General features: G+C 45.3%; 14 protein-coding genes. 4 read left to right on the top strand and 10 right to left on the bottom strand.

Features of this window, described 5'->3' with window-relative positions; all coding sequences use genetic code 11:
- The first annotated feature begins 334 nt into the window (after positions 1-334).
- Positions 335-1,909, top strand: a complete 1,575-nt coding sequence (locus tag ACFFUV_RS04980; protein ID WP_390190173.1) for a BCCT family transporter — start codon at positions 335-337, stop codon at positions 1,907-1,909.
- A gap of 73 nt (positions 1,910-1,982) precedes the next feature.
- Here the strand turns inward: ACFFUV_RS04980 and ACFFUV_RS04975 are convergent, their stop codons facing one another.
- Both ACFFUV_RS04975 and ACFFUV_RS04970 read right to left on the bottom strand, forming a co-directional pair.
- Entirely contained in the window at positions 1,983-2,702 is a 720-nt protein-coding gene (locus ACFFUV_RS04975; RefSeq protein WP_390190170.1) for a 3'-5' exonuclease, read from the bottom strand.
- Positions 2,703-2,714: 12 nt separating this feature from the next.
- Positions 2,715-4,601 (bottom strand): DUF294 nucleotidyltransferase-like domain-containing protein, encoded by a 1,887-nt coding sequence (locus ACFFUV_RS04970; RefSeq protein ID WP_390190168.1) that lies wholly within the window; start codon positions 4,599-4,601, stop codon positions 2,715-2,717.
- 244 nt (positions 4,602-4,845) lie between these two features.
- Between ACFFUV_RS04970 and ACFFUV_RS04965 the strand changes: the two genes are divergently transcribed.
- Positions 4,846-6,729 carry a methyl-accepting chemotaxis protein gene (locus ACFFUV_RS04965; RefSeq protein ID WP_390190167.1) on the top strand — a complete coding sequence of 628 codons (1,884 nt, stop codon included), beginning with the start codon at positions 4,846-4,848 and terminating at the stop codon, positions 6,727-6,729.
- Between the two features lie 67 nt (positions 6,730-6,796).
- Here ACFFUV_RS04965 and ACFFUV_RS04960 read toward each other — a convergent pair whose 3' ends face one another.
- The 7 genes from ACFFUV_RS04960 to ACFFUV_RS04930 form a co-directional block, all read right to left on the bottom strand.
- On the bottom strand, positions 6,797-7,900 hold the full coding sequence (locus tag ACFFUV_RS04960; RefSeq protein ID WP_390190165.1) for a phosphoribosylaminoimidazolesuccinocarboxamide synthase: 1,104 nt from the start codon (positions 7,898-7,900) through the stop codon (positions 6,797-6,799).
- 197 nt (positions 7,901-8,097) lie between these two features.
- Entirely contained in the window at positions 8,098-8,487 is a 390-nt protein-coding gene (locus ACFFUV_RS04955; protein ID WP_390190163.1) for an ImuA family protein, read from the bottom strand.
- A gap of 291 nt (positions 8,488-8,778) precedes the next feature.
- Positions 8,779-8,973 (bottom strand): hypothetical protein, encoded by a 195-nt coding sequence (locus tag ACFFUV_RS04950; RefSeq protein WP_390190161.1) that lies wholly within the window; start codon positions 8,971-8,973, stop codon positions 8,779-8,781.
- Positions 8,974-9,136: 163 nt separating this feature from the next.
- Positions 9,137-10,132, bottom strand: coding sequence for a J domain-containing protein (locus ACFFUV_RS04945; RefSeq protein WP_390190159.1), 996 nt, complete (start codon positions 10,130-10,132; stop codon positions 9,137-9,139).
- A 65-nt stretch (positions 10,133-10,197) separates the two neighbouring features.
- The gene (locus tag ACFFUV_RS04940; protein ID WP_390190157.1) at positions 10,198-10,866 is read right to left on the bottom strand and encodes a YiaD family glycine zipper/OmpA-like lipoprotein; all 669 of its coding nucleotides are present in this window, start codon (positions 10,864-10,866) and stop codon (positions 10,198-10,200) included.
- Between the two features lie 292 nt (positions 10,867-11,158).
- A complete protein-coding gene (locus ACFFUV_RS04935; RefSeq protein WP_390190156.1) occupies positions 11,159-11,842 on the bottom strand; it encodes a DUF2786 domain-containing protein in 684 nt (227 codons plus the stop codon).
- A 120-nt stretch (positions 11,843-11,962) separates the two neighbouring features.
- Positions 11,963-12,652: a DUF3334 family protein gene (locus tag ACFFUV_RS04930; RefSeq protein WP_390190154.1), complete on the bottom strand. Its 690-nt coding sequence runs from the start codon at positions 12,650-12,652 to the stop codon at positions 11,963-11,965.
- A gap of 198 nt (positions 12,653-12,850) precedes the next feature.
- Here ACFFUV_RS04930 and ydiJ point away from each other — a divergent pair, with 198 nt between their 5' ends.
- Together ydiJ and ACFFUV_RS04920 are read left to right on the top strand one after the other, a co-directional pair.
- On the top strand, positions 12,851-15,883 hold the full coding sequence (gene ydiJ, locus ACFFUV_RS04925) for a D-2-hydroxyglutarate dehydrogenase YdiJ (protein ID WP_390190153.1): 3,033 nt from the start codon (positions 12,851-12,853) through the stop codon (positions 15,881-15,883).
- Positions 15,884-15,961: 78 nt separating this feature from the next.
- Positions 15,962-16,429, top strand: a complete 468-nt coding sequence (locus ACFFUV_RS04920) for a methyltransferase family protein (RefSeq protein ID WP_390190151.1) — start codon at positions 15,962-15,964, stop codon at positions 16,427-16,429.
- Positions 16,430-16,497: 68 nt separating this feature from the next.
- On the opposite strand, the gene hutH is transcribed toward ACFFUV_RS04920, so the two are convergent.
- Positions 16,498-18,033, bottom strand: coding sequence for a histidine ammonia-lyase (hutH, locus tag ACFFUV_RS04915; protein WP_390190149.1), 1,536 nt, complete (start codon positions 18,031-18,033; stop codon positions 16,498-16,500).
- Positions 18,034-18,047 lie beyond the last annotated feature (14 nt).

Here is an 18,047-nt window from a genome sequence, read left to right as displayed (position 1 = left end):
CTGCCATTTAAAGTATAAATCGCAGTGATATTTACGTGCTAATAAATTTTATTTTGACTACGAATAATTGAACGTAAGTAAAAAGATTTGTATTCGAACCATATGGTTTAATATCCATCTAAGTTATATGGTTAATATTTGTGCGCTTGAACCTAATTATTTAAGTTTTTTGGTTGTTTATTAATCATTTGCTGGATTATTAATTCATAAAATGTAAACTATCTGTCGAATTTGTATTCGGGCTCATCAATTTTATCATTGTTGAATGATTTTTGTACTAAACATTATTAGACGATATGACGAGTCACCAGGAAATGTTTATCAGAGAGGATGCATGACGAAAGGTATAGATAAGTACAGTATCGACAGTACCGACTACACAGTCGGTCAAGATAACGTACAAAAGTGGGGGTTTGATGTTCATAACCCTGTGTTTGGGATCAGTGCAGGTTTGATTGGCTTATTTTTATTAGCCGCGATGTTTCTCGACCCTCATGACACTAAAACCGCATTAGATGGCATTAAGTGGAGCATTATCGGTGCTTTTGATTGGTTGTTTATCTGGGCAGGGAATATCTTTGTAATTTTCTGTTTGGCGCTGATCGTATCGCCATTTGGTAAAATTCGACTTGGTGGCAAAGAGGCCACTGCCGATTTCTCTTTCATGTCATGGCTGGCGATGTTGTTCGCGGCGGGCATGGGTATCGGCTTGATGTTCTGGAGTGTTGCTGAGCCTGTTGCTTACTTCACAGGGTGGTATGAAACACCACTTAACGTAGAAGCGAACACTCCGGAAGCTGCGAAGCTTGCTCTTGGCGCAACGATGTATCACTGGGGTCTTCACCCTTGGGCTATCTATGGCGTTGTTGCGTTATCTTTGGCATTTTTTGCTTATAACAAAGGCCTTCCACTCTCTATCCGTTCAATCTTTTACCCTATTTTAGGTGATAAAGCGTGGGGTTGGGCTGGCCATATTGTCGATATCCTGGCGGTTCTCGCAACACTGTTTGGCTTGGCAACATCATTGGGGCTTGGTGCACAACAAGCAGCCAGTGGTATTCACCACGTGTTTGGCTTGGACTCAGGTCTTGGCTTGCAAGTGATTGTTATTATTGGTGTGACTCTACTCGCCACGGTGTCTGTTATTCGTGGTCTTGATGGTGGTGTGAAAGTTATCAGTAACATCAACATGATCGTGGCATTCTTGCTTCTAGTGTTGGTTGCTCTTATTGGTTACGCTGTCACATTTGGATCTATTCCAACCACAATCACAGCGTATGTTGAAAATATTATTCCGCTAAGTAATCCACATGGCCGTGAAGACGAGGCATGGTTCCAAGGCTGGACGGTATTTTACTGGGCTTGGTGGATTTCATGGTCACCATTTGTTGGTACCTTCATCGCTCGCGTCTCAAAAGGTCGTACTGTTCGTGAATTCATGACAGCCGTACTGATTGTTCCAACGCTGGTAACGGTGGTTTGGATGTCGGTATTCGGCGGTTTAGCGATCGAACAAGTTGCTGATAAAGTCGGGGCTCTAGGAACTCAAGGCCTCACAGACGTTTCGCTTGCCATGTTTGAAATGTTTGATGTACTGCCTTACGGCGCGATTCTATCAACCATTGCGATTATCCTAGTGTTGGTATTCTTTATTACCTCTTCTGACTCGGGCTCTATGGTTATCGATAGCATTACCGCTGGCGGTAAAATGGATGCGCCTGTACCACAACGTATTTTCTGGGCGTTGATGGAAGGGGCGATTGCGATTGCCTTGCTATGGGTAGGTGGTACTGAAGCGATTCAAGCACTACAAGCCGGCGCGATTTCAACGGCATTGCCATTTACCTTTGTGCTACTACTGATGTGTGTCAGTTTGATTAAAGGGATGAGCACCGAAGATCGCAGCTAAGCTGATCATGAAGATAAAAAAGGAGCCAATTGGCTCCTTTTTTTGTCGGTATATTAAGATAACGGAATGGTCACTATAACCAGAAGTTCTTCAATGGCTCTTGCTTGTCATAGTTATACGCGATTTGTGCTTGCAGCAGTTCTGCGGTCGCGATTGCGTCCGTCAGAGCGTGATGTGGAGTATAAGCGGGCAAGCAATAACGTGTCCGGCTTTGACCTAATCGCACTGATTGAGGACGCTTTCCTTTGAGGCGATTAAGCAATCCGCCATTTACCTTCTTTTGAACCATACTTTCAAGAGCCAGCGTATCGACAACAGGAAATTCAATGCCTTCTTTCACGCGTGACTTTAGTGCTCGGTCGAGAAACTTTCGCTCAATCTGATGGTAATGAACCACTAAAATTTTACCGCTCATCTCTGCTAGCACATCTGCATAGATATCCTCAAAGTCTGGTGCATCCAAAATATCACTATGCGTAATCCCATGGATAACCACTGAGTCTTCTTCGAGTTGGCGACGAGGACGCACTGTCCAGTGCTTGGCCTTATTTAAAAATATGCGATTTAATGTAAATGGCACGGTACCAATCGTCAGGATTTCATCTTCCTTGGCGTTGAGCCCGGTTGTCTCAAAATCCATTGCCAAAAAGACAACATCTTCGATTGGCGTATCGCCAGCTTGAACTCCAGCTTGATAAAAGGATTGTAGCTGAGGGTTTTTAACCAGCTTCAGCTTTTGTTGAAACTTGTGCTCCCAATCAATCGCAGGAGAGGCGACGTGTCGTTTGAACATATTCGTTCTCTCTTACAATTTTTTACCCGCTTGATAGCGGTACTTTAAAAAGTTTTGTGCATTACTCAGGATCTGAAAGGCATCTTTCAGGTTGCGGCGTTCAAAATCCGACAGATGCTCTGGCTCGATATTGTTATCGGGTTCGATACTGTTTTCGACATCGTAAGCTTGGTGGCGAATACGTACCATAGAGATAAATTCAAGGGCATCGCGAATGTCTTCGGCTTTCCCTTTCGGTAAAATGCCCGCATCAATAATGTCATCGAGGCGTTCGAATGAGTTGCGCGAGCGAGAGCCAACTGCCAAAGCATGAACACGAATCAAATCGGCCAGTGGCGCAGTACCGCGACGTTTCAAGTTGATTGAGTTATTATGACGACCATCTTTTTCCATTACGAAGCTTTTAAAGAATCCGAGAGGTGGGGTTCGGTTGAGGGCATTGCGTGCCAAACAAGCCAAGAATCGGTTATTACGACGTGAACGGCGAACGATAAAACCATTCAGTTGCTCTGCCCATTTTAGGCGTCCGTAAACCCCATCGAGATCAAAGAAGATAGACGCATTGAGCAAGGCTTTTGGATTCGGATCATCAATCCAATCAGCGAAACATTCTTCCCATTCTCGGCGTGTCATACGCCAAGTTGGGTTGGTCGCCATGATATCACCGGTGCAATACGCGTAGCCGCATTTATCTAACCCATCACAAATGATTTTGGAAAATTTTTCAAAATACTCGCCATGTTTTTCTGGGTCATAGCTGTCATCGAGAATAATGGCATTGTCTTGATCGGTCACCAGTAATTGCTCGTCTCGTCCCATTGAGCCAAGAGCAAGGAAGCAATATGGGATAGGCGCTGCGCCTAATTCTTCTTCGGCTAATTCAATGATGCGCTGCTTAAAACTGCGTCCAATCACCGACATCGCGCTGCCTACCATGTGCGAGTTCGCGTCTTCATTGACCAAACGGACGAAGCTGTCTTTGACCTGCTCGGAGAGTGCAGAAAGTTCTTCAATCGAATGCTGTTGGAAAATACTGCTGACTAAAAGCAGTGAACTTTGTGATTCATAACGAACGATGTCACTGGTTTCAATAATACCGATCGGCTTTTTATTTTTCAGTACGGGTAAGTGGTGAACGTTATAGCGCAGCATTTTAAGCATGGCTTCATACACATACGCGTTGTGATCGAGGGAAAGCAGTTCAGTGGTCATCACTGAAGCGACTTCATCATGAGGGTCCAGACCTTGGGCTAATACGCGAGTACATAAATCTCGATCGGTGATAATACCAATCAGAGAGCTGCTGTCTTGCTCTTCGTCTTCCTCTATCTCTGGATCCATAACCAACAGCGCGGAAATGTTCTCTTCCGCCATTTTTATCGCTGAGTTTTGAATACTCTCATTTTTATCGATAAATGGTGCTTCTCGAGTGATCAAAGTGCGAACTTTTGAGGTCGTGAGATCATTCTCTTCTTGAGTACTTGACACTGCTTGACGCAGGCGAGCGCTGTTTTCTACTTCGACATAGTCTGCGAATGAGTCGTGCTCTTCATACAGCTCTTGAAACACTTGTTCTGGAATGCAGTAAACGAGCGTGTCTTCAATCGCTTTTACGGGAAAGCGTACTTTGTTATTCGTTAATAACCCCATTTGTCCAAAGATAGCGCCTTGGTCGAGGCGGTTATACAACTCACCTTTACGTCGGTATACCTCAACCACGCCACTTCGAACCATGTAGAGATCAGTGATGTGATCGCCAAAGTGGATGATAGGGGTATCTTCTCTGAAGTATGAAATCTCGACATGACGAGTGACATTATCGAGGGTTTCATCGGGAAGCTCGTCAAAAGGCGGATACTGTGCGAGAAAATTTTTAATTTCAATCAGTTCAGCTTCCATATCTCTATTTCTCAGTTTGGGATGCAATCCCTCTATCTTACCTTAAGTTGATGATTTCTGCATGACGAGAAGCGCTAAATCCACACTCGAATGGAAGCTGCTGCAATGAAATCGGGTGAAATGATTAAATGTTAACTTTTAATGTTGGAAATGAGTTCAAAAATAATATTAAAAGCTTATATATCAATGAGTTTATACGGTAACATGCCATTCCCTAAATAAACGTTATGGTGTCCTGATAAAAATGAAAATCACTCTAAAGTCCAAGTTAATTGGGTCGAGTTTATTGGCGGTGGTGGCCATGGCCAGCGCGTTAACTTGGTTGGCGTCTCATCGTTTATATGAGCAGACTCAAGCGGCCATTTATAATCGAACAACAAGCTTAGCAAAAGCGACCGCTTCCAGTATTTCCGACTGGGTGGCTATCCGTGAATCGATTGCTCAATCGTTTAATGACCATACCCAAGAAGCGGATGTGATTCCCTTTCTTCAACAATCGCGAAATGCGGGTGGTTTCGATGATATTTTCTTTGGAACAACACAAGGCGAGATGCTGCGCTCGCATCCAGAGCGGAATAGGGCGGGTTATGACCCAAGACAACGTCCTTGGTATCAAGATGCAAAATCGGCGGGTAAACAGATTATTACCACGGCTTATCAAGATGCGATCACCAATGCGCTTTTAATTACGATAGCCGAGCCAATTAACAAGCAAGGTCAGTTTATTGGTGTTGTGGGCGCAGATGTACTGATTGATCAGTTGGTGGAAGATGTGATTGCGCTTGATGCCGGTGTGAATGCCAACACCATGCTGATTGATGCGCAAAATGGTACGTTTCTCGCTCACCAAAATAGCGAACTTATCCTAAAACCTGTCAGTGAATTGTCGTCCAATCTTTCCATGCCCAATATTAAACAAGCGGCAACTGACTCTGTGCTGGAGAGCGTCGACGTCGCTGGCGTCGAAAAGTTGATGTTGTTTAAGAAAGTGCCGAACACCGATTGGTACTTCGCCATTGAGTTGGATAAATCGACAGAGTTACAAAGCTTTTATCAGTTACTTAAAGGGCTGATCTTTACCGCGTCTATTATTGCTTTGGCCGTGTTTGGCTTGGTGTCATGGCTGGTTAACTTCCTATTTCGTGATTTAGGCCGCGTCTCCAAGGCATTGGAAGAAATCGCATCGGGTGACGGTGACCTAACTCAAACCATTACTCCGCGTTTTGATGATGAAGTCGGACAATTGGCGCGTAATTTTAATGTATTTGTTGAAAATATGCGTACGCTAGTTATACAACTTCATTCTGTTGCGGGCGAGCTTTCTGAACAGTCACGCGCCACCGCAAACCAAGCTAAAGAGCGTAGTGAGCGTATTGGGTTGCAACAAGACGAAATCAATATGGTGGCGACTGCCATTAATGAGATGTCAGCAGCGACTCATGAGATTGCCAATAACGCTGATAATGCCGCGCATTCGGCAACGCAAGCGGTATCGACATCGGTTAATGGCTCCGCGCAAGTGGGGCAAACTCAAGCGTCAATTCAAAACCTCGCGAAAGAAGTACAAATCGCCACGGATGTGATTCAAGAACTTAATGGGCATAGCCAGAGTATTAGTACGATTTTGGGCACCATCACTGATATCGCTGAACAAACCAATTTGCTGGCCTTAAATGCAGCAATTGAAGCTGCTCGTGCTGGTGAGCAAGGTCGAGGGTTTGCTGTTGTTGCCGATGAAGTTCGTGTCTTGAGCCAGCGAACTCATGCGTCAACGAAAGAGATCCAGACTATGATTGAGACGCTGCAATCCACGACGGGTAAAGCCGTTACCATCATGGATGATAGCCGCAATCTGGCCAACACTTCCGTTGCGGATGCTGAGCAAGCAGCACATAATTTGGAGCAGATTAAATCGGCGATTGAACTGATCAGCGATATGGCGACTCAGATCGCGACCGCGGCAGAGGAACAAGCCTCAGTGACTTCAGAAGTGACGCGCAATACACAAGGTATTCGTGACGTATCAAATGATCTCTCTGATGAAGCGGTTCAGGCTGCAGAGCAGGCAGGTAAACTCTCAGCACTGTCTGATCAATTGCATGGTCACATTCAGCGTTTTAAGTTATAAGCTGATAAGGTTGCAGCAACAAAAAGCGCCACTTTTTAGTGGCGCTTTTTTTGATCAAGGCATGTTCTTAGTCAATCAAGCCATATTGCGCTTGTAGAATATCGATGATGTCCTGTTTTGGATTATTGCTCATCACGACGGGCTTTCCGGTGATTGTTTCCGCGATATCTGTATAAGTTTTTGACACCGCCATCAGTGCATCAAGCGGCAGTGCGTTGTCTCGTGCTAGCGCTTCACGCTCTGGCATTCTCTCTTTGTTGAGCAGAATATCTGGGTCAGGGAAATGGTTAAGTAAGAACTGTCGGAATCCTTCTTTCGAGTTTTCAACGATCTTCCCTTCAGAGTAAGCGTTTTGATCCCACAGACGCGAGGAGTCTGGCGTACCGACTTCGTCCATATAAATCAGTTTTTCTTGACCGCTACGGTCAGTGACATAGCCAAATTCAAATTTTGTATCAACGAAAATCTGACCCACTTGTTGAAGAGCATCACTGATAACGGTAAACCCGTCTTTAAGAAGCTTTTCGTAGTGAGCGATATCTTGTGGTGAAGCGAAGTTAAATGCGGAGTAATTTTCTTCAATGTTTTGGCGTGAAATATTGACATCATCGGCTTCAGGAACACCGGGAATACCTTTCAGAATGCCTTTAGTGGACGGAGTGATAAGTATCTCGGGCAGGGCTTTATCCTTCTCTAGTCCTTCAGGTAGCTTGATACCACAGAATTCGCGTTCGCCTTTTTCATATGCACGCCACATTGAGCCCGTGATGTATTGACGACAGATGGCTTCGATTTTTACTGGCTTGGCTTTTTGTACTATCCACACAAGAGGGTGGGGAATATCCAGTATATGACTATCCGCCAATCCATTTTGTTTAAAAAGGTTAAACCAATGGTTGGAAATAGCATTAAGCGCCGCGCCTTTTCCTGGAACGCCTTGAAGGTCGTTTTCACCATGCCAAATACAGTCAAATGCAGAAATTCGATCACTGATCACCATGATGGCCAACGGGGCATCATCTGGAACTGGGTAACCTTTTTCTTTGATCAGACGGCGGCTATCTTGCTCTGTTAGCCAGTAAACAGAGCGAACTTTCCCACTGTGAACGGGCTTATCGGTACGAATGGGAAGATCGTCATTGACGGCAAGAACTTGGTCAGCGAGGCTCATGAGGCATTCCTATGCTTAATTTCAAAACAACAGCGTAGAAGTGAAAGAAATCACTTAAATTTGAGAAGAATCATACCAGAAGATTTTGACACTTCCAGAGAAAAAGCAAACGTTTGCCTTGGCAATGAAAAATAGATACAAAAAAGCCTCTTTCGTAATATCAAAAGAGGCGAACAGACAGCTGTAATTCGGAGTGGTTAATGATATTGCGAGTGTTGTCCTTCAACGAAAAACAGTTCACACCCATAACGCTCTGCCATTTGAGTCAGCAGTTTTTGATTAATTAAATCGATATTCGTCGACGCAACTATCGCGCTGGCGTTTTGAGATTTAATAGCCTGTATGACGATTTCAATTTCCGACTTAGTTCGAGATGGCTTCATATGAATCACATTTTTGCAAAGTACGTTAAAAGCATTGAGCTGTTGGAGATCAGGGCGAGGGCATTCTGAAGTGAACAGTACCCATTGCTGCTGCTGAGATAAGCCAGCAATGCGCTCCAATGTTCGGGCATCAATATCTAAAGGCTTTGTTGGTTGGGCAAGAACATTGTGTTTCGAATGAGTACGTGCTTTTAGTTGAATCATAATACTGTTCCTTCATACATGCTGTATGTGCATACAGTATTACTGATCGACAACTGGATCAAGTCATATTTGTTGTTTTTTTATCCATGATGTTGGTGGTTATACGCGGTTTTTGTGTTAAGTTGTTGAATAGTAGATAAAAGTAATCATTTCTTTATGATGACATTGAGGGTGGGGAAGTGGTCGGGTCTAGTGATGTGGACAAAGACTAGGCGGATATACAGTCGTCTACGGCGATCAAAAAAGCGCCCGTATAAGGCGCTTCTTGTTGTTTTTTTCAGCAAAAGGCTGTTATTGACGCATTGATTGCCGAGCTTGTTCACGTTCGCGTTGTTGTATTTCGCCAATATTAAACTGTCGAACGTCAAGCGTTGCAATACTGTTGCATTGTTCACATGAGTAGTGACACTTGCTATCAATATATTCGTGTTTGATTACTAGAGCGGGCTTTTTACACCAATCACAAACACCCTCAATCGTAAACATGTTATCTCCTCACCTGGTTTACAGTATGTAATCCTAGCGGCGCAAATTATTGCATAGCCTACGCACTAATGTTGAAATTTTGTTATGAAATGGGAGGGGTATCGATTGCTTTTCTCGTTGAAGGTATATCGCACATGACTTCGAATTAATAGTTTATATGTAACTACTTATTAACATGGGCCACAAGAATTTTTAATGCGCTGTTTAAACGCTTCATTTCTTCATCACTGCCTTTTAAATCGGGGTGATAAATTTTACACAGCTGTTTATAGCGAGTTTTGAGCTGTTTTTCATCGGGTAAGTTTGCAAGGCGGTAGCCAAACATCGAAGCCGCGAGACCTAGTTTGTGATCACGGGTTTCTGTTTTTGGTGGCTGAGGAGTCGCTTCAAGCTTTTTAAATTGGCGAAAGAGTGTTTCTAGTTGACGCTTTTGCTGCTTGATTGTCGCATTTTGCTGGTCAATGTGTGCTTGCAATTGCTCGACATAATTAGCGGAAGCTTGGTCTTTTTGGTGCGTGAAGCGCTTCTTAACCAATAATAATAGAGTTATCGCCAGCGCTGCCGCAAGAGCAATGATGCTATAAAGCATCCAACCATGGCTGGGGCTTATCTGATTTGCGTTCGTGGATGACTGTGTACTTTCTTCGATACTGTGCTCTCGCTCATTGATAGCAGCCAGTTGTTTTGCTCGCTGCTGGTTGAACTGTTGCTCCAATAACAGCGCGTAGACATCGGCCGCCTGTTCATCAGTGTCTGCCGCAAGTTGATACCAAGCTTGAGCTAAAGATTCTGAAGCGATGGTTTGCCCTTCGGGAGAAAGGTAAAGTTCAGCAATTGCAATTTGCGCTTGGGTATTGCCCGTTACTGCCGATTTCAACAGCCAATAAAAACTTGAAGAAAATTCCATATTGTTGCTGGTGTTTAATGACAACTTGGCAAGGGCGAGGCTTGCTTGAAGGTGCCCATTTTGGGCTGCTTGAGTATACCAATAGCTGGCATCAGGAAGAGCGGACTCGTCGTTTGCATATCGCTGGGCGAGTTCAAATTGAGCTTGAGTATTATTTTGTTCTGCTTGCTGACGTAATGTCTCTAAATCTTCAGCGCCAGCGTGCAAAGGCGCTAGCAGTGCTAAACATAGAACGACGTTTTTGATGCTCAATCTTTATCTCCATGAATACAAAAATCGACCCAGTGAGGGCCGATTTATTTAAAACGATCTGTCGATTATTTTAAAGGCAGGATTTGAATTTCAACCCGGCGGTTACATGCGCGTCCTGCAGATGTTTCATTGGTACAAATTGGGTAACGTTCACCATTACCGCGCGCAACGGCTCGGCCTGCTGCGACCCCTTGCGAAACCAGGTATGAACGAACCGATTCAGCGCGGCGCTCAGATAAGATTTGGTTGGTTGTGTCACTGCCTGTGCTATCGGTATGCCCATCGATGACTAAGCTCGTGTCTGGGTATTCCACCAAAATTCGAGCGACGCCACGAAGAGTGTTGTGAATAGAGGAATCGAGTTGATACGAGTTCGTTTGAAAGCCAATGCCATTTTCCATACGAAGTAATAGCTGATTTTCACCCACACGTTGTACTTGAACACCAGAATCAAGCAATTCTTTACGCAGTGCTGCTTCTTGCTGGTCGAAGTAGTAGCCGACACCACCGCCAATCGCTGCACCACCAGCTGCACCAATTAATGCACGGTTGCGGCGTTCCTTCGCGTCATCACCTGTGGCAAGGCCTGCTGCAATACCAGTAATGGCGCCGATCAACGCTCCCTTAGTGGTTGAGTTGGTTTCATTTTCACCAGTGGTCGCATTTTGGCGCTGTGTCGCCTGACACCCTGTCAAAGCGATGGCAATGGCCAGCGCTGTGGTTAACTTTTTCACAAACACGTCTCCGTTAGTTAAAAAACGTTAGACAATAAACGTTGGATGGTCGCTGCTGTCAAATCAGGTAGTAGTGATTTGACTAAATGTTTACCGAGTGGGGATTTTTAAACCACTTGAGTCATTAGTTTAGATGCTTTTGTACACCTTGAATAATCACAACCACAACAATCTTGTCTTTCTTTCATGAAATCTGGGGGTAGGATCTCGTTATAAGACTTAGGCGTGGAGGTGAAAAGGGAGAGTGGGTTGTTGCCCGCGTTGTCTTACGGGCAAATCGTTAGGGCATCAATTAGCGGAGTAACTTTGGTGCCTGGGCACCATCGATTGGGCGACTGACGGAAACGGTGCGGCCTTTCTTAAGACCTTTCTCATAGTCAGCAGTGATGTTTTTCATCGCTTCTTTAAGCTGCTGCTTAAAGGTTTCACGGTCAATATTTTCAAACTCGCGGTCAATGTAACTGTCAATTTTTCTGGTCGACTCTTCATCGGGTGTGATAATCGGCAGTTTCTCTAAGGCGCCTTCAACCCAGCCTGATACAAACGAGTTGACTCGACGTGTCACCTCTGAGTTTGATGTGCCCGTCCCCGCAAAGCTATTGCGAAAACGTCCCGTTTGTTCGTTCATTTCTCGATAAATGATATCAAATGCAAACGCCGCAAAAATGGCACGGTCAGCTTCACCAATAAATTCTGTCCGTTTTAGCCCCTTGTGGTTAAGCAGCACAGCTTCAACGCCAAACTTGGTATTGATGCCGCGAATGACACGTAAAATAGTCGAGCTGATATTAGCGGGAAGAAGATGAGTTGATTGCGTCTTACCCATTTTAATGAACTCAATATCGTCTTTATCCAGGCCATACTTGACCATAAGACGATGAGCCATTTTGATTGCGTTTGCTGCTTCATTGACGTTTGCTGAGTTACCTAACTCCAAACATTTCGCAATTTTTTTGAGGGCTTTCTGTTTATCCATCGACGGCAAAAAAACTCTGTGATTGACAAAGTCGGCTATTTTAGCGCGTTCGAGGTAAAAACGAAATAATAGAAAAGGCTCGAGTGATGAATTTCATCCATAACTCGAGCTGAGTGTGACTTAAATACCTAATTCATCAAACAGATCATTGTCTGCGCTACCAGAAGTTTTTTCTTCCTGAGTGCGTTTACTGGATTCAGACATCTGCTGACGTGTGCGTTCTAAAATGCTATCTGGCGTTTCGTCTTCGGCGACATCAAACTCTTCTAACTGAATAAACTCTGTTTTATCCATCGCGAGTTCAAGATAAAAAATGTTGTTTTTCTCGGTAGAAAACGTCACGCGGCGTGCTTGAGGACGATCGAGATTGGTGTCCACAGAAAGAATCACTTGTTTGTTCAGTGACAACATTTTAGGTTGGTTCTGCGTAATGTTGGTTTGCAAATCTTTGCGCACTTTATTGGTGAAGTCGCCGACTAATTGGTTCATTAGTTCACCCAACACATCACCAACTTCATCAGACGTGTGGAGCACGGCTAACTCTTCTTCAGGCATCCCCATATTACGCATATAACTGGTGTAAAGCTCAAGGGCGGCTTTAGAGGTAAAGTTGATGACCACCAGCCCAGAAAACCCACCATCAAAAAGGACAAAACAGCCAAAATCAGGCTTTAAACTGGTTTTAGTAATCTTTTGCACCATCGCGGAGTAGGTGACGTTAGTCGCGGTGGCGGAGCTGAGTACGGTGGAGACGGACTGACATAGTTTTAAAAGAATGTCTTCGGTAGTGATGATTTTGTTTTTCTTCATTGATGATTCACTCATAAGATCCCATGGAATGCAGAGGTATAATACTTAAGTTTGGGTAACAATTGCGAGAACTTCCATTGTGCGCAGCAGATTCTGTTTTGATCACCTTTTTAAATGTTGTAAAGTGACGAAAATCAACAAAATTAATAATGATAACCCATTGCTGATAGGATCGGCGCAGTAAGGGGCAGGAAGCACATGTTACCAAGACTAGAATTACAAAATAACGTTGACCCGTTGGTGGTTAATTTCCTTCATGAACTTGAAGCTCAAGGATTTAGCGGCGACATTGAAACTCAATACGCCAGCCGTTTGGCCGTCGCGACAGACAACAGTGTCTATCAACAATTACCGCAAGCGGTCGTTCATCCTAAATCGACACAAGACGTCGCTCTAATTGGCCGTATTTCTTGTCGTGGAGATTACGAGCGCGTCACGTTTTCTCCGCGCGGTGGCGGTACGGGGACCAACGGACAATCCTTGACGAAGGGTATCGTGGTCGACTTGTCTCGCTATATGAATAACATTCTCGAAATTAACGAGCAAGAAGGCTGGGTTCGCGTTCAAACCGGGGTCATCAAGGATCAACTCAATGATGCGGTTCGTCCCTACGGCTATTTCTTTTCTCCTGACCTATCGACCAGTAACCGCGCAACGCTGGGTGGTATGATCAACACCGATGCGTCGGGACAAGGGTCGTTGAAATACGGTAAAACCTCTGACCATGTCCTCTCTGTGCAAGCGGTGTTTGCAGACGGCTCTATTTTGGAATCGGATTTATCTCACGGCTTACCTGAACAGGGTGAATATGCCTTTGACGCACTCAAGGTGACCGAACAGGTGTGCCGTGAAAAACGTCAGCAAATTATTGATAAATTCCCAGATTTAAACCGCTTCCTAACAGGGTATGATTTAAAAAATGCGTTTGATGAACACAGCGATACCTTTGACATCACTCGAGTGTTATGTGGGTCGGAAGGCTCATTGGCGTTCATTACTGAAGCCAAGCTAAACCTAACGCCAATTCCTAAAGCGCGTTGCTTGGTGAATATTAAATACAACACCTTTGATGCCGCATTACGCAACGCACCTTTGATGGTCGAGGCGAAAGCGCTATCGGTTGAAACCGTCGATTCCAAAGTGCTCAATCTTGCCAAGCAAGACATTGTCTGGCACACCGTCAGTGATTTGATTACTGATGTTGCTGGACAAGAGATGTTGGGCATTAATATTGTCGAGTTTGCCGGTCAAGACCAAGCGGAAAATGCGCAGTTGGTTGCGTCCCTTACTCAAAGCCTTGATGACATGATGGCAAAAGGTGAGGCGGGTATCATTGGTTATCAAGTGTGTGACGACCTGGCGAGCATTAACCGTATCTACAACATGAGGAAAAAGGCGGTAGGCCTCTTAGGCGCGGCGAAAGGTCGAGCAAAACCGGTTCCCTTTACCGAAGACACTTGCGTGCCGCCCGAAAATTTAGCGGATTTTATTGCAGAATTTCGTGAGCTCTTAGACTCAAAGCAGCTTGCTTATGGGATGTTTGGTCACGTTGATGCTGGAGTACTGCATGTACGTCCCGCGCTGGATCTGTGCGATCCTCAACAAGAAAAAATGATGCATGAAATTTCCGATCAAGTGGTTAAATTGGTCGCGAAATATGGCGGGTTGATGTGGGGAGAGCATGGCAAAGGCTACCGCTCAGAATATGGCCCAGAGTTTTTTGGTACAGAGCTGTTTAACGAACTGCGACGTGTAAAGGCGGCGTTTGACCCGCACAATAAAATGAACCCAGGAAAGATTTGTACGCCGCTCGACAGTGATTTTGAATTGGTCAAAGTATCCGATACCAAACGCGGCTATTTCGATCGTCAAATTGACGTTAAGGTCCGTGACAGCTTCAAACAGGCGATGGAGTGTAATGGTAATGGGTTGTGCTTTAACTACGATACCGCCTCACCCATGTGTCCATCGATGAAGGTGACCGCAGATCGTCGTCATTCGCCTAAAGGCCGTGCAGGGCTTGTGCGTGAATGGTTACGTCAACTTACCGAACAGGGTATTGATATTCTAGATTTGGAACATCAAGCGCTGATATCATCAACCCCTGTCAAATCAATGATTGATCGTGTTCGTAACCGCTTCAACCGCAATAAAGAATATGACTTTTCTCACGAAGTCTACGAAGCAATGAATGGCTGTCTTGCCTGTAAAGCGTGCGCAAGCCAGTGTCCGATTAAAGTGGATGTGCCGAGTTTTCGGTCTCGCTTCTTAAATATTTATCACACTCGCTATCAACGCCCTGCAAAAGATTATTTAGTCGCGAACATTGAGACTATGTTGCCGATGATGGCCAAAGCGCCGCGCATAGTGAATGGGGTAATTAAACAGAAGTGGGTACAAAGCCTAACGGCATCGACAGTTGGATATGTGGATACGCCGCTGCTATCAACCCCTATTTTGGCAAAGCGAACCCGCAAGATAGAAGGGTTTGATTTACGCAAACTGTCGGCCTTATCGGAACAAGAGCGTGAACGGTATGTCTTGATTGTTCAAGACCCATTTACCACTTACTACGATGCGGATGTGGTTGAAGACTTTGTCAAACTGGTACAGCGCCTTGGTCATACACCGGTGATATTGCCGTTTAAACCGAATGGTAAAGCACAGCACATCAAAGGGTTCCTCAAGCAGTTTTCTGATACGGCGAAAACAACCGCCGCATTTTTAGAACAAGTTTCCGAGCTGAACATTCCAATGGTCGGAGTTGACCCAGCATTAGTGCTTTGTTACCGAGATGAGTACGCAGAGATTTTAGGCCCTGATCGCGGTGATTTTGAAGTTTTGTCTGTACATGAGTGGTTGCTGCCTCGGTTGAATTCTTTTACCGCCTCGAAAGTAAAACAAGATGAACCTTGGTATTTGCTCGGTCATTGTACAGAAAAAACGCGGATGCCGAATTCTGAAAAACAGTGGGGAGAAATTTTTACCCACTTTGGGGGGCGTTTAGAGTCGGTCCCTGTGGGGTGCTGTGGCATGGCAGGTACATTTGGTCACGAAGTGGATAAGCTTCAGATGTCCAAAGATATTTATGCGCTAAGTTGGCGGCCTCGCCTTGACGACTTACCCAAAGAGCGCTGTTTGATCACAGGATACTCATGTCGAAGTCAGGTGAAACGCTTTGAGCATTATAAAGCGAAGCATCCATTGCAAGCTTTGCTGCACCTCGTGTAATTGGATTTTGTTCGCTACGATATATAGACCCGTCGTATGAGGCGGGTCGCTTGTTTTTCATGCTTGAATAGGAACACGGTGTTGAGAAAACTCGAATTGAAAGTCCCACCAGTTGCGGTATTTCTTATTCTTTTAGTGGCGATGGCTAAATCATCGGAATTGTTTCCTGACGCTTACTTACCGCTTCCTAAAACGGACTGGGTATTTATTGGTTGTTTGGTCATTGCTGTCATTCTTGCTTTCAGCAGCCTCTATCAATTTCGCAAAGCCAAGACCACCGTCAATCCGATAAAATTGCATAAGGTTTCTCAGCTGGTGGAGCACGGTGTGTTTTCAGTAACACGCAATCCGATGTATTTGTCGCTATTGACGACACTGTTTGGTGCAGCGTATTGGCTACAAAGCTGGGCAAGCATTGCTTGGTGCTGGGTGTTCATTTTGTATATGAATCGTTTTCAAATTATCCCTGAAGAGCGATTTTTGACGGCGCAGTATGGTGAGCGTTATGAGAAGTACAAGCAGAGAGTGAAACGTTGGTTACTTTGATTTTTGAGTGAGATTCCGATCTAGTTTGATAGAAAAGGGCCTCGTTGAACGAGGCCCTTTTCTTTGGTTTATACGCTGCTCGGCAACAGCTCTGCGGGCATCAGATGATTATGTGTCGCTAATTTGAGCAGTTGGTTCGCGAGTTCAATATCAGGTGCAAAGTAGCGGTCTTTATCATAGAAAGGGACCTGCTCTCGCAGTATTTGCTTTGCTTCTTCTACGTGCACGGATGATTTATTTGGCGCGCGAAAATCCAGCCCTTGCGCTGATGCCAAATATTCTACGGCCAAAATTCCGCGGGTATTTTCACCCATATCGCGCAAGCGTCTTGCGGCGAATGTCGCCATCGAGACGTGATCTTCTTGATTGGCAGAGGTGGGCAGGCTGTCAACCGAAGCTGGATGAGCGAGTGTTTTGTTTTCACTGGCAAGCGCCGCCGAGGTAACCTGAGCAATCATAAACCCGGAATTAACGCCGCCGTTATCCACTAAAAATGGTGGTAATTTACTCAACGCACTATCAATGAGCAGCGCCATGCGGCGCTCAGATAAACTGCCGATTTCAGCAATGGCTAGGGCCAGGTTATCTGCAGCCATCGCGACCGGCTCTGCATGAAAGTTACCACCAGAAATGATGTCACCTTCATCGGCAAACACCAAAGGATTATCTGACACGGAGTTGGCTTCCACGATTAAAACATCGGCCGCACTGCGTATTTGTTGTAAACATGCGCCCATGACCTGAGGTTGGCAACGCAGTGAATATGGGTCTTGCACTTTTTCACAGTCAGTGTGAGAGAGCCCAATCTCACTGTCTTCACCGAGTAAGTGTCGAAACGCGGCGGCGGCGTCTATTTGCCCCTGATGCCCGCGCACTTGATGAATTCGCGCATCGAAAGGACGCCGACTTCCAAGTGCGGCTTCCACCGACATCGCCCCGCATACGGTGGCAGATGCAAACAGGTCTTCGGCGCCAAATAGACCTTCAAGCGCAAATGCGGTAGATGCTTGAGTACCGTTGAGTAGGGCTAGCCCTTCCTTAGGAGCGAGAGTGATGGGTGACAAGCCAGCGATTTTGAGTGCGCTCAGACCAGAGATGATCTCTCCTTGATAACGAGCTTGCCCTTCACCTAATAAGATGGTGCTCATATGCGCCAGTGGAGCAAGGTCACCAGAGGCGCCAACTGACCCTTTTTGAGGTACACAAGGGTAGACCTCTGCGTTGACTAAGGTCATCAATGCGTTGATAACCTCAAGTCGAATACCGGAAAACCCTCGCGCTAAGCTATTAATTTTCAGTACCATCATCAAGCGCACCGTCTCATCGGCCATGAACTGACCAATCCCCGCTGCGTGAGAGAGCACAATACTTCGCTGCAGCGTCTCAAGATCGTGTGGTGCAATTTTGGTGTTTGCTAGTAAACCAAATCCCGTATTAATTCCGTAGACCGTTTTTCCTTCACTGATAACTTGATTGACGATGGATGTACTACGTTCAATCGCTGGAATCGCGTCAGGATCCAGAGTGAGTGTGACAGGAGAACGGCTGACTTGACGGAGTTCATGTAAGGTCAACTGACCCGGTTTTAAAGTTAAGTTCAGCATGCTGACTCCCTTCA

The organism is Vibrio olivae, from assembly GCF_042428525.1.
GTDB classification, from domain to species: Bacteria; Pseudomonadota; Gammaproteobacteria; order Enterobacterales; family Vibrionaceae; genus Vibrio; species Vibrio olivae.
The sequence above is the reverse complement of the archived record's forward strand: the minus strand, read 5'-3'. Positions and strand labels throughout refer to the sequence as shown.